This window comes from Phyllobacterium sp. 22552 (assembly GCF_052044585.1).
Classification (GTDB): domain Bacteria; phylum Pseudomonadota; class Alphaproteobacteria; order Rhizobiales; family Rhizobiaceae; genus Phyllobacterium; species Phyllobacterium ifriqiyense.
The window spans coordinates 130,873-155,948 of sequence record NZ_JBQENG010000003.1; the positions used below are offsets into that span (position 1 = coordinate 130,873).

The 25,076-nt window shown below is 50.2% G+C and carries 23 protein-coding genes and 1 tRNA gene; 13 read left to right on the forward strand and 11 right to left on the reverse strand.

Translation table 11 applies throughout. The features are described from left to right. The first annotated feature begins 64 nt into the window (after window positions 1-64). Window positions 65-1,240, forward strand: coding sequence for an MFS transporter (locus tag ACTJI9_RS07845; RefSeq protein WP_440807079.1), 1,176 nt, complete (start codon window positions 65-67; stop codon window positions 1,238-1,240). Between the two features lie 24 nt (window positions 1,241-1,264). On the opposite strand, the gene ACTJI9_RS07850 is transcribed toward ACTJI9_RS07845, so the two are convergent. Then, the gene (locus ACTJI9_RS07850) at window positions 1,265-2,296 is read right to left on the reverse strand and encodes a fatty acid desaturase (RefSeq protein WP_307282282.1); all 1,032 of its coding nucleotides are present in this window, start codon (window positions 2,294-2,296) and stop codon (window positions 1,265-1,267) included. A 229-nt stretch (window positions 2,297-2,525) separates the two neighbouring features. Between ACTJI9_RS07850 and ACTJI9_RS07855 the strand changes: the two genes are divergently transcribed. Continuing rightward, the gene (locus ACTJI9_RS07855) at window positions 2,526-2,765 is read left to right on the forward strand and encodes a hypothetical protein (RefSeq protein WP_115051465.1); all 240 of its coding nucleotides are present in this window, start codon (window positions 2,526-2,528) and stop codon (window positions 2,763-2,765) included. 86 nt (window positions 2,766-2,851) lie between these two features. Here the strand turns inward: ACTJI9_RS07855 and ACTJI9_RS07860 are convergent, their stop codons facing one another. Further along, window positions 2,852-3,244, reverse strand: a complete 393-nt coding sequence (locus ACTJI9_RS07860) for a nuclear transport factor 2 family protein (RefSeq protein ID WP_440807083.1) — start codon at window positions 3,242-3,244, stop codon at window positions 2,852-2,854. 303 nt (window positions 3,245-3,547) lie between these two features. On the opposite strand from ACTJI9_RS07860, the gene ACTJI9_RS07865 reads away from it, so the two are divergent. Next, window positions 3,548-4,750: an MFS transporter gene (locus ACTJI9_RS07865; protein ID WP_440807085.1), complete on the forward strand. Its 1,203-nt coding sequence runs from the start codon at window positions 3,548-3,550 to the stop codon at window positions 4,748-4,750. A gap of 76 nt (window positions 4,751-4,826) precedes the next feature. Here ACTJI9_RS07865 and ACTJI9_RS07870 read toward each other — a convergent pair. Continuing rightward, window positions 4,827-4,903, reverse strand: a tRNA-Arg gene (locus ACTJI9_RS07870). 332 nt (window positions 4,904-5,235) lie between these two features. After that, window positions 5,236-6,042, reverse strand: a complete 807-nt coding sequence (locus tag ACTJI9_RS07875; RefSeq protein ID WP_440807087.1) for a BglII/BstYI family type II restriction endonuclease — start codon at window positions 6,040-6,042, stop codon at window positions 5,236-5,238. 175 nt (window positions 6,043-6,217) lie between these two features. On the opposite strand from ACTJI9_RS07875, the gene ACTJI9_RS07880 reads away from it, so the two are divergent. Then, a complete protein-coding gene (locus tag ACTJI9_RS07880; RefSeq protein ID WP_440807089.1) occupies window positions 6,218-6,835 on the forward strand; it encodes a BglII/BstYI family type II restriction endonuclease in 618 nt (205 codons plus the stop codon). On the opposite strand, the gene ACTJI9_RS07885 is transcribed toward ACTJI9_RS07880, so the two are convergent. Beyond that, complete coding sequence (locus ACTJI9_RS07885) at window positions 6,832-8,568, reverse strand: DNA cytosine methyltransferase (protein ID WP_440807091.1); 1,737 nt, start codon at window positions 8,566-8,568, stop codon at window positions 6,832-6,834. The two genes, ACTJI9_RS07880 and ACTJI9_RS07885, sit on opposite strands and share 4 nt — an antisense overlap. A gap of 1,295 nt (window positions 8,569-9,863) precedes the next feature. Here ACTJI9_RS07885 and ACTJI9_RS07890 point away from each other — a divergent pair. The 6 genes from ACTJI9_RS07890 to ACTJI9_RS07915 all read left to right on the forward strand — a co-directional run bounded on the left by ACTJI9_RS07890 (window position 9,864) and on the right by ACTJI9_RS07915 (window position 13,365). Next, window positions 9,864-10,055: a hypothetical protein gene (locus ACTJI9_RS07890; RefSeq protein ID WP_440807093.1), complete on the forward strand. Its 192-nt coding sequence runs from the start codon at window positions 9,864-9,866 to the stop codon at window positions 10,053-10,055. Window positions 10,056-10,111: 56 nt separating this feature from the next. Continuing rightward, window positions 10,112-10,618 carry a hypothetical protein gene (locus tag ACTJI9_RS07895; RefSeq protein ID WP_440807095.1) on the forward strand — a complete coding sequence of 169 codons (507 nt, stop codon included), beginning with the start codon at window positions 10,112-10,114 and terminating at the stop codon, window positions 10,616-10,618. Between the two features lie 103 nt (window positions 10,619-10,721). Further along, window positions 10,722-11,297 carry a hypothetical protein gene (locus ACTJI9_RS07900; protein ID WP_440807097.1) on the forward strand — a complete coding sequence of 192 codons (576 nt, stop codon included), beginning with the start codon at window positions 10,722-10,724 and terminating at the stop codon, window positions 11,295-11,297. Between the two features lie 46 nt (window positions 11,298-11,343). Beyond that, complete coding sequence (locus tag ACTJI9_RS07905; RefSeq protein ID WP_440807098.1) at window positions 11,344-11,748, forward strand: hypothetical protein; 405 nt, start codon at window positions 11,344-11,346, stop codon at window positions 11,746-11,748. 792 nt (window positions 11,749-12,540) lie between these two features. Beyond that, on the forward strand, window positions 12,541-13,023 hold the full coding sequence (locus ACTJI9_RS07910; protein ID WP_440807099.1) for a hypothetical protein: 483 nt from the start codon (window positions 12,541-12,543) through the stop codon (window positions 13,021-13,023). Between the two features lie 15 nt (window positions 13,024-13,038). After that, entirely contained in the window at window positions 13,039-13,365 is a 327-nt protein-coding gene (locus ACTJI9_RS07915; RefSeq protein ID WP_440807101.1) for a hypothetical protein, read from the forward strand. A gap of 276 nt (window positions 13,366-13,641) precedes the next feature. Here ACTJI9_RS07915 and ACTJI9_RS07920 read toward each other — a convergent pair whose 3' ends face one another. Both ACTJI9_RS07920 and ACTJI9_RS07925 read right to left on the reverse strand, forming a co-directional pair. Further along, the gene (locus ACTJI9_RS07920) at window positions 13,642-14,034 is read right to left on the reverse strand and encodes a hypothetical protein (RefSeq protein ID WP_440807103.1); all 393 of its coding nucleotides are present in this window, start codon (window positions 14,032-14,034) and stop codon (window positions 13,642-13,644) included. Between the two features lie 101 nt (window positions 14,035-14,135). Further along, window positions 14,136-15,122 carry a site-specific integrase gene (locus ACTJI9_RS07925; RefSeq protein WP_440807105.1) on the reverse strand — a complete coding sequence of 329 codons (987 nt, stop codon included), beginning with the start codon at window positions 15,120-15,122 and terminating at the stop codon, window positions 14,136-14,138. A gap of 381 nt (window positions 15,123-15,503) precedes the next feature. On the opposite strand from ACTJI9_RS07925, the gene ACTJI9_RS07930 reads away from it, so the two are divergent. Continuing rightward, window positions 15,504-16,508 carry a hypothetical protein gene (locus tag ACTJI9_RS07930; protein WP_440807106.1) on the forward strand — a complete coding sequence of 335 codons (1,005 nt, stop codon included), beginning with the start codon at window positions 15,504-15,506 and terminating at the stop codon, window positions 16,506-16,508. A gap of 108 nt (window positions 16,509-16,616) precedes the next feature. Here the strand turns inward: ACTJI9_RS07930 and ACTJI9_RS07935 are convergent, their stop codons facing one another. Next, complete coding sequence (locus ACTJI9_RS07935; RefSeq protein WP_440807108.1) at window positions 16,617-18,161, reverse strand: RNA-directed DNA polymerase; 1,545 nt, start codon at window positions 18,159-18,161, stop codon at window positions 16,617-16,619. A 360-nt stretch (window positions 18,162-18,521) separates the two neighbouring features. Between ACTJI9_RS07935 and ACTJI9_RS07940 the strand changes: the two genes are divergently transcribed. Beyond that, window positions 18,522-20,159 (forward strand): DUF262 domain-containing protein, encoded by a 1,638-nt coding sequence (locus ACTJI9_RS07940; protein WP_440807110.1) that lies wholly within the window; start codon window positions 18,522-18,524, stop codon window positions 20,157-20,159. Between the two features lie 120 nt (window positions 20,160-20,279). Beyond that, window positions 20,280-21,566 (forward strand): PAN domain-containing protein, encoded by a 1,287-nt coding sequence (locus ACTJI9_RS07945; protein WP_440807112.1) that lies wholly within the window; start codon window positions 20,280-20,282, stop codon window positions 21,564-21,566. A gap of 145 nt (window positions 21,567-21,711) precedes the next feature. Here ACTJI9_RS07945 and ACTJI9_RS07950 read toward each other — a convergent pair whose 3' ends face one another. The 3 genes from ACTJI9_RS07950 to ACTJI9_RS07960 are packed head-to-tail and all read right to left on the reverse strand — an operon-like array spanning window position 21,712 to window position 25,043. Further along, entirely contained in the window at window positions 21,712-22,629 is a 918-nt protein-coding gene (locus tag ACTJI9_RS07950; RefSeq protein WP_440807114.1) for a plasmid partitioning protein RepB C-terminal domain-containing protein, read from the reverse strand. After that, the gene (locus tag ACTJI9_RS07955; protein ID WP_440807115.1) at window positions 22,619-23,539 is read right to left on the reverse strand and encodes a plasmid partitioning protein RepB C-terminal domain-containing protein; all 921 of its coding nucleotides are present in this window, start codon (window positions 23,537-23,539) and stop codon (window positions 22,619-22,621) included. The genes ACTJI9_RS07950 and ACTJI9_RS07955 overlap by 11 nt, the downstream gene beginning before the upstream one ends. After that, window positions 23,529-25,043 carry a recombinase family protein gene (locus ACTJI9_RS07960; protein ID WP_440807692.1) on the reverse strand — a complete coding sequence of 505 codons (1,515 nt, stop codon included), beginning with the start codon at window positions 25,041-25,043 and terminating at the stop codon, window positions 23,529-23,531. The genes ACTJI9_RS07955 and ACTJI9_RS07960 overlap by 11 nt, the downstream gene beginning before the upstream one ends. Window positions 25,044-25,076 lie beyond the last annotated feature (33 nt).

Sequence of the window (25,076 nt, forward strand, 5' to 3'; positions counted from 1 at the left end):
CCGCTTGACTTTGATTTGGAGGAGGCGAATAGTTCAATGATCGTTGAACATCTAGGTATTAGCCATGGACATTCGTCTTGTAGGACTGGCGCTGGGTACATTTGCAATCGGCATTGAAGGCTTTGTTGTGGCAAGCCTTCTGCCCGAGATCGCTGGAGACACGGGGGTAAGTCTTGTTCAGGCAGGCTATCTGGTTGTGACCTATGCTTTCGCCTATGCAATTGGAGCGCCCATCGTCGCTGCCCTCACAGGTGCGCTAGATAGGCGTATCGTGCTGGCTGGAAGCGCATTGGTCTTTGTTCTCGGTGCTATTCTTGCTTCAATATCCCCGACATATATTCTCTTACTGATAGCACGCCTCCTGATTGCAGTGGTTGCCGGGCTTTATGCCGCGACAGCGCAGGCGACGGCCGTTGCAATATCGCAGCCGCATCATCGCGCCAGAGCGATCTCTGTGATTGTCGGGGGAACAACTCTGGCCGTGGCGTTTGGCGCGCCATTGGGGGCATTTATAAGCAGCTTTGCGGGCTGGCGCGGCACATATCTGTTCATTGCCCTGATCGGTGTTCTGGCCACGTTGATCGTTTGGCTATTGCTGCCACGCGGCCTTTACGCAGATAAAATGACCTTGGCCAAGCGCCTGAGCGTCATCCGTCATCCGGGCCTGCTGCCTGCACTCTTGACCATGCTTCTCTATATGACCGGAGGCTTTGCCGTATATACCTATATCGCGGCTGTTGCAGTGGAGGGGACAGGTCTTTCCCGTGAATACTTGCCGATTATCCTTTTGGCTTTTGGAGTTGGCGCGGCATTCGGCAATTTTCTTGGCGGGCAGTTGGCCGATCGCTTCGGTGCCACCAAAACGGTGATTGCTGCATCCATTCTCAATACAGTTGCCCTGATCCTGGTCAGTTGGATCATGATCTTGCCACATGAGTTTGCCGGTATTGTCTTGATCGCGCACATGGTGGTCTGGGGTGTTATCGCCTGGATGTTTCCACCGGCACAGGCAAGCCGCATATTGGCGATAGCGCCGGAAAGCGCGCCGCTCGCTTTATCGCTCAATTATTCCGCGCTCTACCTTGGGGTTGCCATAGGATCAATGATCGGAGGGCTGGTCATCACCAATCTGGGGCTGAACTATCTGGGCACTGTTGGCAGTATATTCTCAATCCTGGGTCTTGCGGTAATAAGGCTGGCCCGCACCGCGAGGCCCAAAGAGCATCTGTCGATTGCGTGATCGCGCGAGGGCCGGGCGCTGATATCAGACCTGCGCCCTTGCTTCCCTGAAGGAAACCAGTCTTTTGCGGTTTTCATCCCACAATACAAGCTTCACGCAGCGCAGGCTTTCCATGATTGTAATACGGCCAATATCGGCAAGCTCCGGATAGTCCTTCAGAACTTGCGGAAGCCGGTAGCAGGGAACCTTGCTGGAAAGGTGATGAACATGGTGAATGCCAATATTGCCGGTGATCCATTGGAGAAAACCCGGCAATATGTAATGCGAAGAACCATGCAGGGCGGCTTCATGGAACTGCCATTCCGGTGCCGATGACCAATGCGTCTCTTCGAATTGATGCTGAACGTAAAACAGCCAAATACCCGCCGCTCCCGCAAGCGTAACGATGGGCAGGTGTATCAGCAGAAATGGACCGACGCCGACAAGCCACATCAGAAATATGGCGCAGACAGCGATGCCAAGATTGGTTGCCATGGTTGAAATCCACGGCGCAGCACCAGACCGCATCATGCCGAAGGGCAAACGCTGCTTGAAGAAGAACAGCCAAACAGGCCCCACACCAAACATAACCGCCGGGTGGCGATAGAAGCGATAGCCAATCCGGCCCCAACGCGACAGCGCGCGATATTCGGCAACCGTCAGCGTAGTAATGTCACCAATGCCGCGTTCATCCAGATTTCCCGCCGAGGCGTGGTGAATAGCGTGGCTGCGTCGCCAATAATCATAAGGTGTCAATGTCAGCACGCCAATGACCCGGCCAGTCCAGTCATCCGTGTGACGGTGAGCAAAGAATGATCCGTGGCCGCAATCATGCTGGATCATGAACAATCGCAACAGGAAGCCTGCTGCTGGAATAATGAGAACCAAACCCCACCAATAGCCATAATGGACAGCGGCCCAGCACAAAGCCCAGAAAATAGCGAAAGGAACAAGCGTAACCGCAAGTTCAAAGGCGCTCCGGCCTCTATGCGGTTTGCGATATTGGCTTAGAATTTTAAGCCAAGGACGAGCATCAGAGCTTGCTGCAGGGCTATTTTTTTGTGGAGGAGTTATCATCCGCTATTATATGGCCGCCGAATAAGATCACGCAAGGTGCGCTTTGAAATAAAACGTTACCAAAAGTAGTAACATAGTGCCGCTATTGGAACCGCTGTTAGTGCTTGGCGTTTAGTATCGAATAGGGCACCTATGGCCCCATGTGTTTACTGATGTTTTCTGGATCGAAGGCCTGCCTTTGAATTCTTGGGTCAGTATTAAGATTATCGTTTGACGTAAGGCTAGTGTAATGGACCCAGTGCAATTGATTGTTGTCATAGCGTTCGACCAAGGGGATGCTGGCGAGCTTTTCCCGGTTGGAGAACCGCAGCAATTCGAAACAAAAGATCGCGCCATCCGCACGGCCAAGGATTTGGCTTCAAAACATGCTGGTGTTATCGCTTGGGCCCGGGAAGCGAAGCCGGATGTTGGCGAGTATGGCCCGCCGGAAATTATCTATACAGCGGGAGAGGTGCTGGAGCTCGAATAGAGCAGTTTCCGCACATTGAATCATTGATCTGCGACTGGGGTGAGTTGGCTCTGGTCCCAGATATCGCGGTACTTAAGACGGATAACTCACATCGTAATTCTGGTGCTGTGGATGAGGATCAATGTCCACCGCCCGTCAGTTCGTGACCAGACCCGGCTATAAGCGAGCTTTTCGGAAAAGCTTTCCCCGTAATATGTTCCGGCGATTTTTCCGAACCATGAGACTGTCGCGGCATTTTCCATGAGTCGCACCGAGCAATCCAACATGTCAATCTGATCAAGTTTAAGGATATTGGCACGATGGAAATCGAGGTTTTCCTGCTTGTTCAGCCTGCGTCCAAAAGGATCTATCGCGATGAGATTGTCGTCGAGACATTCATCCAACGCGGCAGTATCGCTGGAAAGCATCGCCTTGCGCAGGCGGTCTTCAAGCTGCTCAATATCAGTGATGGAGAAGTTCAAGTCGGATTCCAGTGTCATAATGAGCTCTGTCGTTGACCAGTCACGTTAGCCGTCCAGCAATAATCGAATGCCGATTAAGGTCTGATGAACGGCCATGTTGGGTGCCGATGAAGGCAAGTCAACGCATGCCGTCTTGCCGTACACATTGCAACAGTATTTTTGACGTTTTGTTCCATTCCATCTCGTTGAGGCAGGGGCCGGACCCCCAGAAGCATTGCGAGAATGAGCCGCCATGGTTTTCCGGCAATTCTATACTTTTGATAATTGGTGATTGTTGTTAGAGATGTATATCAACTTTAAGCTGCATTGAAGGGCATCCGCATGATCGGCAATCCCATGCATCGGCAGGTATTTTTGCTAGCGAGCGCACAAGCGCTCTTTCAAACGGTCACGGTGCTTGTCGTGACTGTCGGCGCTCTGGCCGGCGGTCAGGTCGCCTCGCGTCCGGGGCTGGCAACTATGCCGATAGCTGCGATGTTTCTGGGCACAGCGGCAGCGACATTTCCTGCATCAATGTGGATGGCACGGGTCGGCCGCCGGACGGGCTTTGTCGCCGGGGCGCTGCTTGGTGTTGCTGGCGGGCTCTGCGCGGCGCTGGGCATCTGGCTGGAATCGCTACTTCTTTTGTCATTCGGCACGTTTCTGGTCGGAGGTTATCAATCTTTTGCACAATTCTACCGCTTCGCTGCGAGCGAGGTCGCTGACGAGACCTTCCGCTCCCGGGCAATCTCGCTCGTGCTGGGAGGCGGTGTCGTCGCGGCTGTGGCGGGTCCCATGCTTGCACGCCTCGGTGGTCCGCTGCTGCAGCCCGAATATGTCGGTTCATTTCTGCTTTTGGCACTGGTCTCTCTGGTTGCCGCCGGAGCGCTGCTCTGGCTTCGCGTTCCCACCCCGCAGGCCATTTATAGTGATGCGGATAAGGGGCGGTCCTGGGGCCAGATCGTTACTCAACCAGTCTATCTCGTTGCGCTTTTCGGGGCCGTGACCGGCTACGGAATCATGATTCTTGCCATGACCGCAACGCCGCTTGCCATGGCGCATCATCATCACGACCTCCCAGCCACTGCGACAGTCATTCAACTCCATGTGCTTGGGATGTTTTTGCCGTCCTTCTTTACAGGCTCGTTGATCGCGCGCTTCGGCGTGCTGCCTATTATGCTGACGGGCCTGGTTCTCTTGGCCGGTCATGTGACCATGTCATTGACGGGAACTGGTTTCGGTTCGTTTGCAGGCGCGCTTGTCCTGCTCGGAATCGGTTGGAACTTCCTCTATATTGGCGGTACAACATTGCTGACCAGCACCTATACGCCAGCCGAAAAAGGGCGTGCGCAAGCGACCAATGACATGACGATCTTTGCCTGTGGGCTTATGTCTTCGGTGAGCGCAGCAGCGCTGCTGGAATTCCTTGGATGGCAAATGCTCAACCTGTTACTGCTGCCCTGGATGGGGGCTGCCGCGCTCGCCCTGATCTGGCTTGGCTGGAAACAGCGCAAAGTTTTGCCATCGACCACTATTGTCAGGTGACTGTCTCAAACGGTCCCGAGCAGGCTACACCCTCCCAGCGGGCGAAGTCCGCAGTTCCAGCAGTTCTCTACTGAAATGGCGCACCCGACAGGATTCGAACCTGTGACCTCTGCCTTCGGAGGGCAGCGCTCTATCCAGCTGAGCTACGGGTGCATGGGGCTGCGACAGCTCGCATGCGCGAAGCGGTTCTAACCGATGCGCGTCAAGGCTTCAATGGCGAATTTTGGATTTGGCGAAGAAGCTGTGGAGGTAACATGGATATTGCAGGGTGCGACTCCGTTTAAAAGCGGTGTGCCATTAGTGTGCCGGATGACCTGGAGTCGCATTTCGAGTGCGGTGTTTTTAACCATTCAGCCAACTCTCCGAGTCTGGGATCAAAATCCCGGAATGAATAGCAGAAGCGATCCTGCCGGTGTGCGATGCCCAAATGGGCAGGCTTGAACGTGCGACACGCTAGACGTGCCGTTGCAGTGCCTAATGTGCGGTTATAAATCTAACTCGCTATCGGCAGTTTCAGCAGCCTCGACTTCTGCAAGTGCTTCCTTACCTTCGTGAAACGTCACAATAGTATCCGGCAATCCAATTAGCAGCAGGGGGCATGGGTTTCCTACGCCGCGCCGAAGCCTATCATCTAGCTTTCTCCAATGCGTTGTAGCTTCACCAAATTTATCTGAAACAAATTGGCCGGTAAATGCATCGCGAAAAGACAATGGATTGATTGCCCTCCCAACTTTCGTTTCAATAGCCCTGCGCTGTCGAGATGTTGGTTCATATCCCCATTGTTTCATGTCATTAAATGTTTGAATTTGGCGCTCATCTAGAAATCGCCGGACCAGAGAGCGCATATTGTCGTGCAGTTTTTTGCCCCTCGTAACGATCACGCCAACTGATATTGCCCCATCTGCATGGAGCCGCTTAAAATTCTCTAAGTCTCGGTCATAAAATGGATCCTTATTGTTCCACTCTATCTCTAAGGCTACTCGTTCGCCCGAGGGAAACGTGCGAACGTGGTCCACCTCATGGGATTGGCTTTCACGAGGCACTCCGTTAATCCGTCGTTCCACAATAAATTCTGTTTTTGGCCATGACAAATTGTTAAGCGCATTTCGCAACCTCTGTGTTCCTTTTGCTTCTCCTCCTCCACCAGCAATGATTTCCTCGATTGGAATTGTAGTTGCGAGGAGTGCCAGCTCGAGCTCCTGAATTGCCTCGGGAAAATCCACACTGAGAATTGCTTGGGCATGCGACTGGAATTCAATTTGGAAGCCACGTTCAACCAGTGCTTCAAACATTTTATACCTTTTTTATTGGTTCCGGCCCGATGACTCTAAACGAGACTTGGAACGAATCGCCGACTTAGGTTAGCCTTAAATCCGTTGCGAAGTCGCGGATAGAGGAAAATTCAATGAATTATAAAACGGTAAATAATCCGGACAAATTAGTCTTTATTCGACTGCGATAATCAAGGTGAGGATAGCAGCGTGTCATTCGCACCTTAATGGATTGGAGTTCCTTGAAGCGCGCAAGCCAGAACTTCTCGCAGAAATCAGGTTGGTTGTTGCTGGAATCGATGCGGCAGCTTGCAGGACTAAAATTTCCAAGGAGAAGACCAAACTCGGCAAAAAGGTATATTCACCCCGAGAGATGAACAAAGCATTTGATGTTGGCTTTGGTCAACACCAATGGAAAGCAGTTCAGACTACCTATTGGGTGTGTGAAGACGCGCGGACAAACCGAAAGGTAATGGATCTTAATCCCACACAGCAGAAGGCTGAAATTCTTTTAGCTGGTTTCATTCCATATCAGTCTCGCAACCAAACAGATTTCGTTAAGGAACGCGTTGCTGTGGAGGTGCAGCTGGGAAAATATGCTTTTATTGCTTACGATCTTTTCGTGAAGCATGTTGCCTTTTACGTTGCGGATAAAATCGACGTTGGTGTTGAGATAATGCCAATGAAATGCTTGCAGAGTGAGATGTCCTCTGGTCCGGGTTATTATGAGGCTGAGCTTTATAATCTCATCCGAGAAGGACGCGGCGTTCCGCCTGTTCCGCTGGTGATGTTCGGCATAGCGCCAGACGACTAAGCCGCGATTTTGCTTTTGCTGTGCCACTGTAGAGTATTGAACCACTCACCGATGATGAACCCGCTCAAAATTGGGATGGCGTTCTTTTTAAGCTTGGCTTGTCCGGGAAGCGGCCCATCGCCAACAGCGTGATCCGCAATGGTCACGACATAATCGGCCAAATATTCTACCATATCGGCGTCGGTGTTTTTGTTGAAGCTATCGGATAGCTTGCCGGCCAGTTCTCCCAGCAAGTCCGTAACTTCATATGGGCTAAGACCATTAGCTCGACGCGTCCATGTTGCCTGAAGTATTGCCGGGTCGGTAGAACTAAGTCTATTTTCTGCTTTCACTAAATCACTGCGAAGTTTGGTCAACGTTGAAATAGTCAAGGAGGAATGACGAAGGTAATTCTCTATGCTTCCGTCCAAATCGACTACGCGAATATCTTTCGATGAGCCGAAGAAAAAACGAACTTTCCAGTTTACACAGCCATTCACAAATTCGTTTGATAAATCAAACCGCATTCCACTCTTGAACCGAAGTCCAGGTAGAGCCGCGCGAAATCGTCGAGTTTCCGGGTAGGATTTGCCCTCAGTATCCGGAGGTGTTTTTGCAGGGATTTTCGACGGTAACGTGAGCAGCTTCCCAGCTTGACAAAAGTTTGGGAGACGCTCGGCCGCTGTGTGCTGTGCTGCGTGAGCAACAAGAAATGTGAATGTGGGAGGTATCGCATTTCCTACCATTTTCGCCTTCTCTGCAAAGGATCGAGCGAAGAACTGATAGGTAATCGGAAAACCCTGTAAACTAGCTCGTTCACGAATAGTGAGCCGCCGAAAAGCTCCAGGAGACTTAGGCTCAGCGATCACAATACTCTCACGAGAAACACGTGTGCAGGTTGCTGTTACCGTCCTTGACGGTTGTGTAAGAGGGTCAGGAAAAGCCATATTATTGTAAACCGAGTGAAACTCTTTTGATTCACGGTTCATTCTTAGTTCTTCGTTGTTAAGAGGTGCTTCTGCCTGATGGTCCGTTAGCTGCTCTGCCGCAAGCGTCGTGCCCCAAACTGGATCGGATACCGAATCTGGGTTAGCCAAGCCCTCGATCACGTCGCCGAGCGTGCGAGCTGGTAAACATGTTTGGTAAGTTTTCAATAAAGAAAAGGGAATATTGCCTGCAATACATCGTTTGCGAGCTTGCGCCGCACCATACTGTGAGAAATCCACCAATTCGATTTCTGGGTTTAGATGCTTGAAGCGATGGAGGACGTGTTCCGGATCACTGAATCCATGGCGCAACACCTGGGCAACACGAGGAACGTTCTCCAAAGCCCAAAACCGGGGTTTTAGATGGTCAACAATCTCAAGGAACTTGACCAAGTCCTTCAGTCCTTCGGCGATATCTCCACGCCCTCCTCTATTCGCATATGAGAATTCTGTGCAGGGTGGACTACCTACTACCAAATCAATGTCTTTGGGCAGATCACTCAGTTTCAGTTTGCGAATATCAACAGATGTAAGGCTTCCGCCATGATTGCCGTTGTGAGTATCAATTGCGGGTTGCCACCATTCGTAAGAATCAATGACATCTACGCCTGCCAGCCTCAAGCCAAGACTCCAGCCGCCAATTCCTGCATAAAGATCTATCGCACGCACAGAACACCCATAACGACTCACGCCTTCTCGAGTTGAATAATAGGCAATAATACCCTGTCGGCCGGAAAGGGCAAGATCCAACCCATGCCTTGTCGACATATTTCATTTTTGACTTGAAGCATATGCCGATTGCTTTTTTACCGAGTTCAAAAGTCCAAGGGGCATCGGTCTTCGACTATAAAACTTGGGGAACTCATTTCGGTAGATGCGGCGATTACGCTTCTGATGTGCGGTTAACTCTAGGATGGCCGCTGAGGCAGTCCGTCTCCGAATACGTGTTCCTCGTGTTGGAACATCAGAATGCTCGACAGTGACTCACTGTGACGCTCAGTGCTATTAACCGCATACTCGTTCTTATGACGCTTCAAGTTCATCGCTTGTTCTCCGATAGTTTCTTATTTTCAACTTCGGCACGCGATTTACCCTTGCGCTGCAAGATTCGAATATGGCAATATGTGTTTGCCGACCGTTTTCGCTAGGCAGTCTCAAAGCGCCCCACTAATCAAAGCACCCAAATCACAAAGCTGTGTCAGTTCTCTATTCCGGAATTGATTTTGGACTGTCGCCAATTCGTTCATTAGCGCATTGGTTTGCATACTGGCCTCACTGCAAGGAACGGCGCGGGATCATGACCGCCATCTTTACCGCCAGACGATACGGAAGCCGAGATGTCAGCTCCCCTATGGAAAACGTAGGACGCCCATCTCGTAGGCTGGAATGCCTTGTAGCGAACGCCGGATATCTTCGATATCGAAAGGCCCAAAAAGACGGCGCACTGTGAAACGCTCACAAGATGAGCAACCACAACGCCGGTCACATATCGATTGAAGGAAAGTCGAATGTGATGCCTGAACCCTGCGGGGTTCATAACCGTTTGATCGTAAGATCGGATAGCGGAGTTTCAGCTAGGTAAAGGGAAACCACCTAGCCGGTCTAATGAACCAAGACTCTTCACCACCTGTGTAACGCAGAAATCCCCCTCTAGGTTAGAAACGGGCAGAACATTAGATTGTCTAGTATTCTGCTTTTGTATGTTCTTTCCTAGAGGGGGATAAGAACTATACCCGCAGGTCTATTAGTGAGGAGAAGAAACACAAACAGTGATCAGCGCGCAGCGCTGGCAAGCGAAGCGCGCAGGTGAGCGAGCAAAGCGAGACGAACAACAGGTGCCTTTAACATCGCTATAATGCAGTTCAGCGCTCACTGGTGTAATTCCGGACCGCTAGATGCAAACTATCGGGTAATAGCCAAAATATCTCCGGCAGCGGCATCCGAAAAATAAGTCAGTGCTGACTTATCTATTTGAAGTTGTTGTATTTTTTTGAAATTCTTGCTTGCTTTCCATTTTGCTTTGACTCATGTTTCGATCGTCAACAACACGAAACGAGGTTCACATGAGCACTTATCACCCCGCCGCTGACTACCACGCCGCAATCGATCAAATCATCGCCGCGCCTTCTGCCCACAGCTTGCTCGATCTCAAGAGCCGGATCACTCTAATTCTTGGTGAGGCCTTGGACGTATGGCCCGACACTATCAACGACGGTTGCGATGTTCCAATTTATCCGTGTGCGAACTCTGTTTGAAAGGGCTTGCAAAGCCATTATCATTATGCGATATCGTAATAATAATGGAGTAGATCATGGCACTGAGCAATGCAGAAATTCAAAAGCAATGGCGCGAACGCCAAAAGACAAAGCGCCAGAAAGCAACCGACGCGACAAGTAATGACTTGCGCCGACCGTTCCACGATTGGTTAGCCGCAAATCGGATTAACTGGGATGAGTTCGTTATACCGCTTGATATCGCCGGAATTACACCGCCGGAATTTGAGGATAATCGCGATCCTTCATCGGCAACTGGCGAAATCGACAATAACACCTATGCCGGCAAGCGCGGTTCAATCGCTAGGGCGGAATTGACAGTTGACGGTTTGTTAGAGGCCGCACGTGCGCTTGCTGAGCACGTCAATGCATATAAACGCGAAGAGATCAGCGCACGGATCGAGGAGTTGGAGAATGCCAATCTAACCGATCCAGTGACTAGGAAAGATGCGCTAGCGGATATTGTTCGGCTGACCAAGGCACGCGACCGGCTTGATAAGCAAGTCCGTTACACCCTTCCCGAATGGAAGGTTAGCGGCGAGTAATCGTCCGTAAGCGAACGACGCGACCAAGGCCGCGCCGTTACTGAATGCCGGTGTTACCAGCACCGGAATCCTAAATGTCATCAATCCTAGAAAGGGAAATTAAATGACAAAGCATACTAACACGCCCGCTATTGCCACGGCAACTATGGCGCCTGTCTACTTGCATGAAACCATGAGTGGGAAAGCATTCGACACCTTATCACAGGGGTGGAATTACACCACGCTCGGAAACGCTTATAGTTACGTCGAATACCTGAATTCTCCTTGTGGTTTGGTTGTGTTAGCACATCAAGGCGATTTTAATGGACAGGTTGATGGCATTCATCCAGCACGCCTTAGCCATAGCATTGAAAGCACGCTGAACATTATTGAGCCGTTGAAGGGGCACGACAAGGCGTTGTTTCGAAACTCGCCGGTCGGTTACAATATGCATTGGATGACGCGCCGTTCGCAGGGGAGTTTGGTCCTTACCGCTTTTGATCGCATGATTGATGGCGGCGACCCGGAAGCGCCCTACCTTAAGGTTGGAGATGACGATGATAGTTCTGACGGGTTTTTCAGTGTGGCCGTTTACGATGCGCCTCATGGCCCTGTCATCGGAATCCATGATTACGCTACTAATGTAGCGCATGTCATTCGGCCTGCGGTTGCCGCCGACGAAATGAGGGAGGCCGCGTAATGTCGAATATCAAAAAGTGCGAAAAACATTCTGACAGTGAGCTAGCATGATGACCGGAAATTCCCGTGACAGAGTGATCGATTTCATTTTTGACAAGTTGGAACAGGCGGACATGGAGTCAATCATCAATCCCAACTATCTTGTCGATAGGCACGGCACGGCCACGTCACTTCTCGATGACATCGAGTCCAAAATTGTAGGGTTTGAAAATGGGGAAGTCTTCTACAAAAAAGATGACGATATGAGTGATCGCAGCAACTGGGTAACAGATGGTGTTGGCAGGGATGGCAAGCTTTCACCAAAATTGGCAGCACTTCATCGAGAGATAAAGCGGCAGATTGAGGAACTAAAGCGACCGCTTATACGGGGTGTTGGCAAGATGGATGAGCGCGAGCCTCAGCCCAAGCCTCGAATCCGCGTAAAGGCTGCTGGCCGCTACCGGTCGAGTTAAGGCGTTACACTGTTAAATTAAAGACTACCGCTCCGGTCTGCAACTGGCCCTTTAGCCGACCAGTATGGCCGGAGTGGAACGAACGTGAGTAAGAGGGAACTGAAACGCAACTTCGAATTTAGCTCTCCAAACAAACCGCACTGTATTCTATCGCGCTTTCCAGGAGGCCCGCCTGACCTGGGGTTTCGGCTCACAATCAATATCTCTTTCCAGTAAAGAGTGTCATTCGCGACAGCCGCCTACAAACAATTCTTCTATTAGTCATCTGGTTATGAGGGCTTTTAGAATAGCTATTATTCCCTGAAGCGGCCAGACTTTCAACGGCGTTGCGTATCTCTGCGAACCTGATTCGAGATTTGCTGAGAAATAGTTCCAGCAAGTATTTTGCCTGCTCTGCACGTTCTTCTCGATGGTTTGCTCTGGTGAGCTTCTATGACGTTTTCTTTGATTGCGGGATTATGTTTACATTTGAGCCCGATTTTGCATTTCTGTTTCCGTTGACAACCAAACGTAAACTTAATGTTACGAAGTGCCAATTGCATGATTGGCTCTGAACAGGATTATGTTGTCAAAGGCGGTTACTTGACAACATAGAGTCTGGCGTCGGAGTGATTTTGGACCCTCTAAGTTTACCTTTTCGGACCTTTGACAACATTGATGTAAACATATCTGACTGGCCGCCTTCAGATGCTGGCTAAATCGCCAATTGGTTAGATCGCTGTTAGGCCAATCTCGATCCTATTGATTTTCGTCACTTCTCGCTTCTACTAGAGCGAATGGAGGAAGATCAGTATGTGGAAGAAGAAGCCGACCGAGCAGCTACCGTGGTATCGCGATCCTGGCTACAAGGGGAAAATGGCTGAGGCTGACAAGCGCAAGCTCGATGCTATCCGGATGCAACCTAATCACCCTGCTGTCACCCGTGAGGATCTACCAGAGGCAGCGAACAGTTACATCAGCGACCTAGAAATGGAAGTCCATGATCTGCACGGGCAGATGAGCTTTTCGCGGACAATCGTCACAAGTGGGCTTGGAGCTTTCCTGCTTTACGCCAGCATCTACGGCCTAAAGCCCATGGACGATGTTTTCACGCGTCTAGGTCTCATCGCGATGATAATCGTTCCGTGGTTCTTTTTCAGACGGGATTCCAAGAAGAACGAGCAACGTCTGCTACCCGAGGAGAGATCGTGGTTTTCCACTGATGAGCAGCTCAAATACCATTGGGAGCTCGACTACATCAGCAAGGCACGGCAGATACAATCAAGCGAAGAATGAGAGGAGAGGGCGCACATGAGTAATAATCCCGGCAAGAAGGGTAAGGCAGCTCCGTGGGTAAAGCGCGCAGCCACAGAGCGCATGAACGATCTGCATAAGTATCGCCAAGACAACCATCCCGCCTATGCGAAACACATTGAGGAGCGCAAGGCGGTCTTCAAGTCGTTTCTCCCGCCAGAGGATGAGACACCTGCTTGGAAATTGAGCAATAAAGAACTGACAGACGCCAACAAGAAGCTCAAGGCATGGGACAAGAAGAACCCGTCGCCTATGTCGTTCGAGGAATACGTCCAGCTGGAAAAGGACTTTGACGCCCAATACACGCCCAAGGATTATTCCTGACGTTTCAACTGTCCAAAGTTTGCATACGGATATCGGACACCTCGGTATGGGTGGATTAGCATGAATTCCCGGATCCTGGCGGGTATGGGTGGACTGGAGAGCCGGGGATGCTCAGGCAGCAAAAAGCATCCCCTTTGCATACTATCAAAACCTCTAGGACTTCGATCCTATATCGGGTCGATGATACCGCTTGAGCTGCCGCAGATATAAGCAGCAGCCCAAATGGCAGTTATGCCGTCAGATTGAGTCGCTGTGCTCAGCGTGACATCCAAGTTCTTATTGGCACATCTCATCTTGTAGCAGTTGTTCAACAGGTTTGAAGAAACCCACAACGGGTCCCGCTGCTACTGCACCGCCTTTCTCAAACAACAGTGCTTGATATGATTGCATTGTCACGCCGACCTCGGAATTTCCTGTCGAAATGAGTTTTCCGCAGACAAATCCTACTTTGCGCTCAGAACGAGGCATCTCGATACGCTCAACTGTAAAGCGCATGTGCTCCGCACCTGGGAGTGTATAGGGCGCTTTAGAAACGACTACTTTTACTACCTCAGCATGATCTAACGACTGAGATTGCGCTTCAGTGGCATGAAGCTGGGTGAAGACGGCTAGTCCAAGAGCAGCAAATTTTGCAGTTGCATGGTGGCGAGAAAATTTCTGATAGATCATTTTAAGGCTCCAAATGTGGGTCGATGAATGATGACTAGGACGGGGTTGAAGGGGAGCCAAGGAGGTTATTCTGCGATCGTTATGAGAATGCCCGGCTTGTCTCAGCCCAATCTATCCACCAGATCGACGGCACGCAGATGAGAGTAGCGTTGCAACATTCGCAGCTCTTTATGCCCCGAGATCGTTGCCGTTTCGATGACATTGAAACCTCGCTCCAGAAGACGGGTCACGGCTTCATGGCGCAGGTCGTGAAAACGCAAATCCGGTAACCCCGCGCGCCCTCTGAGGTGTCCCCATGCTTGCCCTGCTGAGCTTTTCGAAATGGGTAGCACCAGATCACCAGTGCTCTGATCTGCGAGCCGCTGAAGGGTTTTTATGGCACGTGTGGAAAGAGGGACATCCCGGCTCTCACCGTTCTTCGTCATGTCGAGATGTGCAATACGGCGTTCCAGATCGATGTCGGTCCACGACAGCGACAACAACTCGCCCTGACGCATCGCTGTTTCGAGCGCAAGAATGATCAGTGAGCGCATATAGGGGTTGCGACCGGTGTCAGCAGCATCCAGCAGCTTTTGCTCTTCACCGGCTTCCAGGCGGCGATCCCGAGGACGTGAAGGTGCTGGTCTCCTGATCATCCGGCAAGGATTCTGGGGCAAGTGCACACCCCACTCCTTGCGCGCAATATCAATCGCGTGTCCGAGGACATTGAGTTCCTTAAGCACCGTTGAGCCCGAAACCACCTTCAATCGCTCGTCCCTGTAGACCGCAATATCTGTGGGACTAAGGATCGCCAGTGTTCGAAAGCAAATCGACCGCCTCAGCATTGCACCGATGCGGATTGACTCTGTTTGTGCACTACGCTTTGCGGAAGTAATCTCCACCCGATAGCGTGTCAGAAGGGCATGGACTGTCATTTGTTCAGCGAGCCTTGTATCCGGCATGGATCCGCAACGATCGAGATCAGCTTCCAGATTACGCGCCCATTTCTCGGCCTCGCTCTTGCTGTCAAAGCTTTTGGCGCGCGGTTGCATGCCTTTGCGTCTGACCTGACCTTGCCAGCGCCCTCTGAGTTTGCGGATCGTTGCCATAGAGGAACTCCTGAAATCGTGCCTCTATCGCGTAGGACGCCCCCCGCACCCCGCCAAGGGAAGTCTGTAAAAATATTTGGGTAGACGCCATTGTGCTTTCATGTCGTCATAAGGAAGTGCTCAACAGTGAGAGACGCGGTGTTCACCCAAGTGTGACGGATTTGTGCCGTAATCGCCCAAATGACTGTCGGCGAGCACTGTGACCGGCTCAGCTCTTAATGAAATCAAAGGGTTCCGGTGAAGGATTTGCCGAGAGAGTGCTGGCTTAGAAAGGCAGCACTCTTCGTGTCGAAAGTTTGCATGACGAAGACTATCGATGCTTGTGTGCGGCGCTTGTGAAGTATTTGTGCTTGTGCTATTCGAATACTAGCCGGTAGCTTAATGGTAAAGCAGCCGCCTTCATCAAGCCTCGGCTTTCTTAGAGCGGAATATGCACCTTCGATACGTGTTCGGCATCCAATCATTATACTCATGAATATTTTCTTGAATGAAAGCCAAGCGCGAGCTCGTTTTAAGAGCATGCTCGGGAATGCCAATCATTTGATAATCACGTCGCTCGTTGGCCTTGATGGGGTGGAGCGTGGTCTGGTTACCGACATTCCGCAGGAACTTCGCGCAGCTTGGTCTCCGAAAAATCCAGTCGCTTCGGCAAGGCGAACACGTCGCTTGGTGTTAGATATGGCGCTAGTTCGGGCGGTGGATTCGCTCGATATGTATATGAGCTATTCGAGGCGTATCCCGTATCTTATCCAAGATCCTAAGCTTCAGAACGATATAGATAATGCTGGTTCAAGCGTTGCGAAAAAGTTCAATTCTCTATCAAGATATCATACGAGTTTATCGCCAGTCCTGATATCAATGACATCCCTTATGATAGCTTGGCGCAACCGAGCCGCGCATGCAGAAGCTGACGTAGACATTGACCGCCACAAGATACAAGTTTTAATCGGGGCAAAAGACTCGATCGCCAACCAATATCGTGGTCTTGACGTTAACGAAATGATTGTTGGTTTCGAGACTAGCGAGCCATCGTTTAAGGAAGTTGCCTCTCTTATTCATGCTGTGCAGAATACTATCCAGGAACTCGAGGCTCTCCAACTCAGCAAACTGAACGCAGAAAAGTATCTCCGAGAGCTGATATGGATGAAGATTGGGGATAGTCAGGGGAAAATATCCGCAGATGAGAATTATCGCCTAAAGAGAATACAGAGTATATGGGGAAAAGATGAGAAGGAACGGTCAGAAGTAGTTTTCAGGTTTCTGCTAACATCAGGTTTGTCGAATGTAAAAAAATACCAACATTCAGTAAAATTTAATGAAAATTTAATAAAAGACGTAAGTCAGATGACTCCAAGACTTATGTGGGTTTGGTTGAACGACAGATAAGCACAACCAGATCGCTTGCTGGGTTGTGTTAGCTGCGGGCGGCAAACCTAGCGGTGAGCCAACTGCAAATTGCAGCTGAGTTTTCCGCAATAGGTGACAACGCTAGGATCAACGGCGAGCTCGTGCCCAATCAACAAACAATGACGCTAAAGGAAAGCTCAAGTTTTGACGAATATTGCTGAGCCAAGTGCGATATTCTTCAGCTGGCAGGCAAGCGGCCGAGTAAAGAAAAGCGGGTTGCAGCCACGGCGTCAGCTCATTGATGCGGGCTTTCTGCTGACGAAAATAATTGACCTCTCCTAAACGCGCTCTAATCCGGTAAAGGGCGCGCTGATCTAGGGTATGGTTGAGCACATCAAGTCGGCGCGCCTGCAGTGAGCTGATGTTGATAACGCCCCGCACAAACAATTCGAGTAGCCATGCCCGGGTCACGTGAAGATGTCTCACAGCAGGATTCAGTATCAGGTCCACAATGCCTGCTTCAATATCTTGAAAAGATATATCATCGTCTGCCGCGAGCTCTTCCATTAGTAGCACTAGTTCTTTGGCGAAAGGAATCAATAGCCCATAGTTTTCGCGGATGAACTGCACGGCATTTAGATCCCGTGTCAGTTTCATGCATCGGAGTAGGATTCTTATCTTGCCTAAATCCCAAAATTCTTGGTCTATTTCGGCTGATATCTCGGCAACAAGGTCTATATTAGCAAGCTGTGCCAACGGCTCTGAGCTGTCTTCCGAGTCATAGATTTCATAGAGAAGATGTTCAACTGCCGAAGCCTCTGCCTGAGCCGTATCTTCACCGCTCAACAGCTCCAAATTTTCTCTGTATTGCTCAAATGGTATAACACGCGTTTTTGAGGATGCCAGCGAAAGACCCTCACCCGCCCAAAGATTATCGGCAAGAAATGCTAGTGCATTGTAAGGATCTTGTCCTGCACGGATAAATATTCTGAAGTCGTCGACATAGCGGGTAAATTCATATCCTTCTGCGGACAATGCCCTATCAATATCCAGAAGAGCAAGTTCCGCTAATAATCGAGTTGCATTGCCACCAACAGGTATCCCAAAGGACTGTCGTGCCCGTATATCTCGCATAAATGACATTATCATTCGAGTCTCGGTCACCTGCCCCGCTGCGTCTTGAAGGCAGTTCTCAAGGCGATGGTGGTAAATCCGCTGATAAAAATCAGAGATATCGGCTTCAACGACATGAGTATATTGATCGTCGTCGCAAAATCTAACCTTTGAAAACTGCTGCATTAGCCATTGTCCATAGCGGCACCCGTCAGCGAACATTACGAAGTCTTCGCCCGGATGAAACCTGTAGGAAAAACCGGGTCGCTCATCCGACGGCCCTCTCGCAGCTTCGATTTGATTACCAATTGATGAGGTAGCGGCCAATAACATCACGGCATCAGAGAGATACAATTGGTGCGCGACGCGAAAACCATGTCGGCTTTTGGGAACTAGTGAGTCCAAGGAACTCAATGGCTTGAATGTTGCAGTGTTTACAGCCGCAAGCGCGTCGGCGACTTGCTCCTTGCAATCTTGTAAAAACTCGGCCTCAAGAGAATATGGAAATATGTCTGTATCCCCGTGGCGCGTAATATGTTCCAGACTCCAAAGGATCGCTTCGCGGTTCAAATGAGGCATGCATGCACCTTAGTAAAGAGGATGCTCACAATTGTCACGGAGCAGTCTCAGATGCAACTTATCGGTGCATATAACCGTCGCCAAGTGGTCCGATGCTCTCAGAAGGAGACGATGTCGGAACCGCGCTGCACATGGTAGGCCGGGCGAGGTCACCTGACGATTCGCGGACTTGGGACCAGTGGCAAATGAAATCTAGCAGGCAGGGCACCATTGAAAGATCGACCTGCGGTCCGTCTTTTTTATTATCGTGTCATGGCTTAATTTTAAGGCCGCCTGGTTGATTCGGTGTGTGCCCTTTACTTGTGGCGACTTAGCTGCTGACCATGTTCTGATTTTTGCCATCACTAAATGGGAAACACAATGGAAGCTTCCGAGCGCACGATCTCGCAAATTTTGACTGAGCAATATCGATACGAAATCCCGCCATATCAGCGGCCCTACTCGTGGGAAAAGGGGAACGTTGAACAGCTGCTCGACGACGTTTGGGAGGCGTATGAGGCTGACGACGAGGAATATTTTATTGGTTCGCTTATTACCATCGAGCGGATAAAGGGTGCCCTCTATGACGTCGTAGATGGCCAGCAACGTCTGACAACGCTCAATCTCATTTTCGCTAGGCTCCGAGATAGAATGAGCGACCCCTATGCCATGGTGGACCTTGAAGCACGCGTTCGTCTCCCAAAAAAGAACAAGGATGACGAGAGCAAAGCACGGCTAACTTTACGTAGCCGAGATCAGGCCTTCTATCTAAAGCACGTCTTAGAAAACCAACCTGTGAGCTCCGTTTATCAGCGCGAGCTGGAGAAGATGCAGGATAAGCCTAAGCTCAATATTCTTGAAAATATCGAAGCGATCGACCGCTTCTGTGAAGGCAAAGACGAAAAGACTATCCAGGCGTTCAAAGACTATCTCCTCGACCGAGTCTTTGTAGTCATGGTTGCGACGCAGTCAATGAAATCGGCTTATCGGCTTTTCAATGTGCTGAATGCTCGTGGCATGCCACTTTCGAACGCCGACCTGATCAAAAATCTCCTTTTCGCGCGTCTTCAAGGTGGACAAAAAAGTGAGGAGCTTGAAGAGCGTTGGTTAGAGCTCGAAGAAACGATCGGGATCGATCGGCTTGATCAGTTTTTTGCCCACCACCGCTCCTCACTCGTAGCAGTGAAATCCCGAAAGACCCTTCACGAAGAATTTGAACCGATAATTGAGAGATCAGCTAATCCGTTTGTGTTCCTGGACCAGATCATCGCATCTGCGAAAAACTACGTGCGCATTTTGCAAGCCAACTTCGACGACAGTGTGGCTCTAAGGTCGCTTCGCTCGCTCCACCGTGTTGCTTTCGAAGAGTGGATTCCACCTCTTCTCACTTTTCTCAATCAACCCGTTCCGAGTATGACCGAGGGCGATTTTGTAGTGCTTCTTGAGAAGATAACCTATCAAAATTGGATCCGGAGATTGGCTTTCACAGCTCGCTTAACGGTTTATTTTCAGCTCATCAATGCGATCCGAGACAGCAAAACATCCGAAGAGATTATCTCGATTTTCCGTGGCGGTGCTAACGACACAGAATTTAGGTCACTACTTGATGGCGAGGTGTATGGTCGGCCGTTCGCGCACGCAGTGTTGATGCGGCTAGAGGAAGCCGATCAAGACGAGTCCGTTACAAAGACATATCGAGGGAAAATCACCATTGAACACGTCCTTCCTCAGGCTTTGAAAGACGAATATTGGTCAGAAAGGTTCACGGAGGAAGAGCACCGCTCTTGGCTGCACAGGCTGGGCAATCTTGCCCTTCTGGCTGGGACGAAAAACTACAGAGCGCAATATTTCTCATTTAGTCGAAAGAAGGACATCTATGCGGAAAAAAATAAGATCGTGTCCTTCGACACGACAAAGCAGGTCTTAGACGTGGATGAGTGGACGCCGGACCAGCTTGGATATCGCCAGAGTGGCCTAATGTCTCGGGCAATGGCCGTTTGGACCTTGGGCGTGGCATGAGCCCGGATTTGTGTTCGCTAGCCCTGAAAGAACGACCCAAAGGATAGGTTGGTTACAACTTGAAAAACTCCCGCCATTGGTGATCTAATAAGAAGAAATAGCGCTGGGGGGGCGTCAGTAATGAGTATATGCGTTACCGTCTGCCGATTTTTGTCGGTTCTTTTCTTTTTTTCATCGTTTATTGCTGCTGGTTTTGCAGCAGAACGATCCTTCGGTCCGTTCTCGATTGATGAAAGTCGTCCAGATGTGATCTCTCTAAACGGTGAAATTGGCGTCGGAACAGCGCTTGATTTTCGCCGCGTGCTGCAGGCCGCACCGAATGCCAAACTTTTTGTTCTTAATAGCCCAGGCGGGACTGTAGCGATGGCACTCCTCATCGCCGATGATGTTCATCAGCGCAATCTCGCCACGTTCATCCCTAAGGGATCCAGCTGCTATTCAGCGTGTGCTTACATCTTCCTGGCTGGAAATGAGCGACAGGTCGACGGCGAACTTGGAGTTCATCAAATCTCGAATGACTCGAATGATCTTGTTAGCGCGCAGTATTCGATTTCCGATATCATCGACATGTTGAACAGGTTCAACACGCCCACCGAAGTTCTCACTGTTATGTTCAAGACTCCGCCGAAGGACATGTATGTCTTCTCTCAGGAAGAAGTTGCCCGTTTTAACATTAACCGTAAACGGGAAACTCCGGTGTCCGTTGACTCGGTCGAAGCAGTGGAAAACGAATTCCAACCAACGGAGTCCCCAACAAGCCCGACACCGACGGTGGTCTTGGCTCCCGCGAGCACAGAAACGGCAGCGAGTAAATTGAGTGGCCAGGCAGAGGAAAAACTCTCGGCCATTGAACAATATGCGAAACGTCCAACGCGTATGGCGGTTTATACCGGCCTTGATCTTTTTGGAGATGATATCTCATCAGTGCGGACCAAAGATGCCGCGCAATGCGCCAGGAATTGCCTTGCGATGAACGGTCAATGCAAGGCGTTTACCTTCAACGCCAATCCCCGTGTCTCGCAGGGTCCGAACTGTTTCCTCAAAGCCAGTGAAGGCACCGCCGACGGCAATGCGGTAGCAGTTTCGGGTAAGTTTCTCAGCAGCGCCGATCCGGATCCACAAACGTTCTCTATGGGCACGATTGACCCTAAATTGGCTCTGTTTAAAGACGTCGATTTGCCCGGCGGCGATCTCTCATCAAGGCCTTTCAAGAAAAACGGAACGGCTCAACAATGTCGCCTTGCGTGTATCGCAGACGGCCGCTGCATTGCCTTCACATACATAAAACACAAAAGCGAGTGTTGGCTAAAGGGAGCGATTGGGAAGCCGATCTACGGTTCAGGCATGGTAACGGGAGTGAAAACGATGCAAACGTTCTCTGCAAGCTCGATCATTAGCTTGGAGTAGACGTCTGTTAGCACCCGCCGACGTCCGACCATTTCAAGCGCTGTGCAGGCAAGTTCCATAATGGGGCTTATGCAACGCGGTAGTATTGGTGCTCTGCGAATGCAAGGGAATACCGACAGCGCAGGAATACATTGACGAAGAGATTCTAGTTCTCAGATTGATCGGTAGAAGCAAGGTCTACGATACTTCGAAACTCAGTTATGTATTCGGGTCGCCGTGTCATCAGGTAGTTGACGATCCGAGAGTTCTCCAACAGCCGTTTCAGATAACCTTTCGTCACGGTGAGCTCTAAGTGGTCCTTGCCATAAGACCCTTGTATGGAATGCATTGACTGTTGAAGGCGTCCAAGTTCCTTTTCCATCCGAGCGATAGCGTCAACACTAATGCCCTTGATGGCTTTGACTTTGTTTGGTTCCGCCAGTTGGCTTTGCGGGGTGCCAGCCAATATTGCACTTGCATAGCCAACCGAATAATTGTTGGCGTTCATCATCAGTTCTGCTGCTTCGATCTGGCGTATTGGCTGCAGTTTTTTCAGAATCTCGAACACGGTCATTGGACAGTTTTTGTCCTTAAGTAATTCGGTGACTTCCGCGCATATGCCGCGAAGCATACGGGCGCGCCGCCTGATAGATTCAACACTTAATGAAAAAACGCTGGCAATTTTAGCTTCAGGCACGCCTTGCTTCAGGGCGTTCACAATCATGGCATACTCTTGGATGGACGCGATGCGACTAACCTGTTTATTGTAAGTGAATGCCTCATCGTCGGTGGACACGAGGCACTCTACTTCGTCGCGCCCCATGTCTTTGAGAACTTCAATTCGTAAATGGCCATCGAGTATAAAGTATTGACGTGGATCATTTCGGTTGCGGGCAATAACGGGTGGTTCGACGAGACCCACCTCTGAAATTGAGATGGCAATTTGACGATACTTCTTGCTCGATTTCAGAGCTTTGGTTGCCGCCCTGCGCGGGAGCAATTGATCAATCTTGACCAGCATGCAATCTTTTTCAAAGCCCTGCTTAACGCTTTTCGGCTTATGGCTCGTTTTTTCATCGCCCATCAGGTGCTCCTTCCCAAATCCTATTTCCTAGTTGGGATGGAAGGGCATCTAAGCTTTCGGATTTCAGAAGGTTCACAAACTCAATATCTGCAAATAAAGACCGCATCGCCTCGACTACAAACAGCAGCTTATCCTGAGTGAGTGCGGCTTTTTTAATGAGCACTTTTTGCTTGTCGGCTTCCCGCTGATAAGCACGCACCATTTCTTCGCTCGTTAAAGGGCGCTGAGGAGCTTCATATCGTCCAAAAACCTGGCCTCGTAGACGGCCACCAGTTCGACTGCGTAGCTCAAGTAACCGCCGAGCAAGCACGAGCTTTTTCCCGCGGAGTTTCTTGTGAGTATAGGCTTCCACAAGTGCCGCTTGTGCCCCCTCTTCATCAGCTTTCGCAATGTCAACGGCAAGACTTAGTGGTATCGTGCCAGCCTCAACGGCCGCGATTAACCTCTCCTCGCCTCTCTCCAAGAGCCCTGCAATCATATTTACGTATTCAGGAGTGACGCCGATCTTATTTGCGATCTCTTTATCGCTGTAACCGTCCTTTCTTAACAAGGTAACCTCCTGTAGCAAATCCACAGATCGGTGCTGGCGCCGGGCACAATTCTCAACCAAACTCATCAAAAGACAGTCATTCACGTCGGCTTGAATGATCATCGCGGGGATGTGGGTCTGTCCTAATTCTTTGAAAGCCTCGATCCGCCCTTGCCCGCAAACTAGTTCATACTGATGAGTTTTTACGTCGGACAAGGTTCGAGCAACAGTGATTGGACGCTTCAGCCCCACTCTAGTGATATTCTCTACAATCTGGTTGAACCGTCTCCTATCGCGAACTCTTGGATTCAAAATTCGGATTGCTTGAATGGGTATTAGATCAATATATTTCCAGGACGGCTCTATCTGATCAACGTGCATAGGAAGCACTCCAGGATACTGGTTGAGCGATTTGAAGGAAGAAATCGAGGGTGTCAAAGCGATATGCATCAAGAGAAAATGCATTCCGTTCGGCAAGCCGCAACGTTGGAGCTGCTACATCAATGGAAGGTAGTAAATAGTAGTCGAGTGCCTGCTCATTCGCTCGATTCATTCGCACAACGATCGTAATGTCAGGGAGTAAGCCGCTGTCCAGTCGCACCTTCCAGCGCATTGAGCCTGCGGGTGTAACGAAGCATCGCGATAAGACGACCGATACTGTGAAGGCATCATTGAGACAGAGGAGGTCGGTGTCATCTTCTTGACTGACTGACGCTCCGACTTCTTCGAGTTTTGAAATGAGCTCCCTGACGATTTGCGGGTGTTGTTGCCGCAATTGTCGGTTGACAGTTATATAGCGATAATCGCGCTCTGGGTCATATCCAATTAATGTATATGCGTTGATGAGGCTTCCGAAGCGGTTCCGATATACGCTAGCAGATGGCATAGAATCGCGTTCATCGATAATCAGTCCAGAGAGGCTTCCCTGAGATTTGAGTAAATCTCTCAACATAAGGAGCAACTCATCATTGCTAAGATGCTGAGACCTGAGCTCGATAATAGATTGGGCTTGCCGGAAAGTTTCGATGTCAACGATCGGGGTGAACACGCCATCGGCGCGAATCCACATTTCCGGGTTATTCCTTACCCGGCGCTTCTTGAGCTTGTATGAAATTCGATTGTAGACGTTATTGCCAATGTATTTTTCATTGGTGAGAATTTGGCGCACGGTTGATCTTGACCAGGGCCGACCCAAATCGGACCAAATTGCCTCGGAATTCAAGATGTCTGCGATCGGCTGTTCAGACAGGTGATTTTCGACAAACAGTTTATAGATTCGCCGGACAATATTGAGTTCGTGGATCGGACCTGGCACAAGGATCACGCGGTCGGTTTGAAAGCTCTTTCTCTGGCCGGCCACGAGCTCCCCTCTCGGCACACCATGTTCATCAATCAATAAACGACGTAAACCAAAACCCGGCGCACCACCTTGGCGATAGCCCAATTCGATCAGGCGACATTGGCCGGCAAAGACTTTAGTAGATAGTTCGCGGCTATATTCTCCAGCCATGACCCGCTTGACTGTTTTTAGTAAGTTGGAGCCGATGCTCCCGTCGTTTTCAAACTGTTCTGCGCAATAATGAACCCTTATTCCTACTCGGGAACATAGGTGCTCGTAGTATGCGCTCTCGTCTGCATCTTGGAACCTGCCCCATCTGCTAATGTCGTAAGCGAGAATTGCAGTAAAGTTTGCGCGACCTGACCTGACCTCATTCATCAAATCCGTGAGCGCAGCACGCCCATCTATGGTTAGGCCACTTCGACCCGAGTCCGTATAGACCTTTTCAACGATAAAGCCGCGCTCATCCGCATACTTACGAATTGTGGCTAGCTGGTTGTCGGTTGAATATTTTTGATGATCGGTCGACATGCGAACGTATGCCACCGCCGGGGAGGCACCTAATTCATCATCTTGCGA

Bases quoted from the DNA above. Each gene is read 5' to 3' on its own strand.
- ACTJI9_RS07865 (WP_440807085.1), top strand. From the start codon at position 3,548: ATGATCGGCAATCCCATGCATCGGCAGGTATTTTTGCTAGCGAGCGCA.
- ACTJI9_RS07900 (WP_440807097.1), top strand. From the start codon at position 10,722: ATGACAAAGCATACTAACACGCCCGCTATTGCCACGGCAACTATGGCG.
- ACTJI9_RS07925 (WP_440807105.1), bottom strand. From the start codon at position 15,122: ATGGCAACGATCCGCAAACTCAGAGGGCGCTGGCAAGGTCAGGTCAGA.
- ACTJI9_RS07920 (WP_440807103.1), bottom strand. From the start codon at position 14,034: ATGATCTATCAGAAATTTTCTCGCCACCATGCAACTGCAAAATTTGCT.
- ACTJI9_RS07890 (WP_440807093.1), top strand. From the start codon at position 9,864: ATGAGCACTTATCACCCCGCCGCTGACTACCACGCCGCAATCGATCAA.
- ACTJI9_RS07845 (WP_440807079.1), top strand. From the start codon at position 65: ATGGACATTCGTCTTGTAGGACTGGCGCTGGGTACATTTGCAATCGGC.
- ACTJI9_RS07850 (WP_307282282.1), bottom strand. From the start codon at position 2,296: ATGATAACTCCTCCACAAAAAAATAGCCCTGCAGCAAGCTCTGATGCT.
- ACTJI9_RS07885 (WP_440807091.1), bottom strand. From the start codon at position 8,568: ATGTCGACAAGGCATGGGTTGGATCTTGCCCTTTCCGGCCGACAGGGT.
- ACTJI9_RS07905 (WP_440807098.1), top strand. From the start codon at position 11,344: ATGATGACCGGAAATTCCCGTGACAGAGTGATCGATTTCATTTTTGAC.
- ACTJI9_RS07895 (WP_440807095.1), top strand. From the start codon at position 10,112: ATGGCACTGAGCAATGCAGAAATTCAAAAGCAATGGCGCGAACGCCAA.
- ACTJI9_RS07855 (WP_115051465.1), top strand. From the start codon at position 2,526: ATGGACCCAGTGCAATTGATTGTTGTCATAGCGTTCGACCAAGGGGAT.
- ACTJI9_RS07955 (WP_440807115.1), bottom strand. From the start codon at position 23,539: ATGCACGTTGATCAGATAGAGCCGTCCTGGAAATATATTGATCTAATA.
- ACTJI9_RS07940 (WP_440807110.1), top strand. From the start codon at position 18,522: ATGGAAGCTTCCGAGCGCACGATCTCGCAAATTTTGACTGAGCAATAT.
- ACTJI9_RS07915 (WP_440807101.1), top strand. From the start codon at position 13,039: ATGAGTAATAATCCCGGCAAGAAGGGTAAGGCAGCTCCGTGGGTAAAG.
- ACTJI9_RS07930 (WP_440807106.1), top strand. From the start codon at position 15,504: ATGGTAAAGCAGCCGCCTTCATCAAGCCTCGGCTTTCTTAGAGCGGAA.
- ACTJI9_RS07950 (WP_440807114.1), bottom strand. From the start codon at position 22,629: ATGGGCGATGAAAAAACGAGCCATAAGCCGAAAAGCGTTAAGCAGGGC.
- ACTJI9_RS07945 (WP_440807112.1), top strand. From the start codon at position 20,280: ATGAGTATATGCGTTACCGTCTGCCGATTTTTGTCGGTTCTTTTCTTT.
- ACTJI9_RS07875 (WP_440807087.1), bottom strand. From the start codon at position 6,042: ATGTTTGAAGCACTGGTTGAACGTGGCTTCCAAATTGAATTCCAGTCG.
- ACTJI9_RS07910 (WP_440807099.1), top strand. From the start codon at position 12,541: ATGTGGAAGAAGAAGCCGACCGAGCAGCTACCGTGGTATCGCGATCCT.
- ACTJI9_RS07860 (WP_440807083.1), bottom strand. From the start codon at position 3,244: ATGACACTGGAATCCGACTTGAACTTCTCCATCACTGATATTGAGCAG.
- ACTJI9_RS07935 (WP_440807108.1), bottom strand. From the start codon at position 18,161: ATGCCTCATTTGAACCGCGAAGCGATCCTTTGGAGTCTGGAACATATT.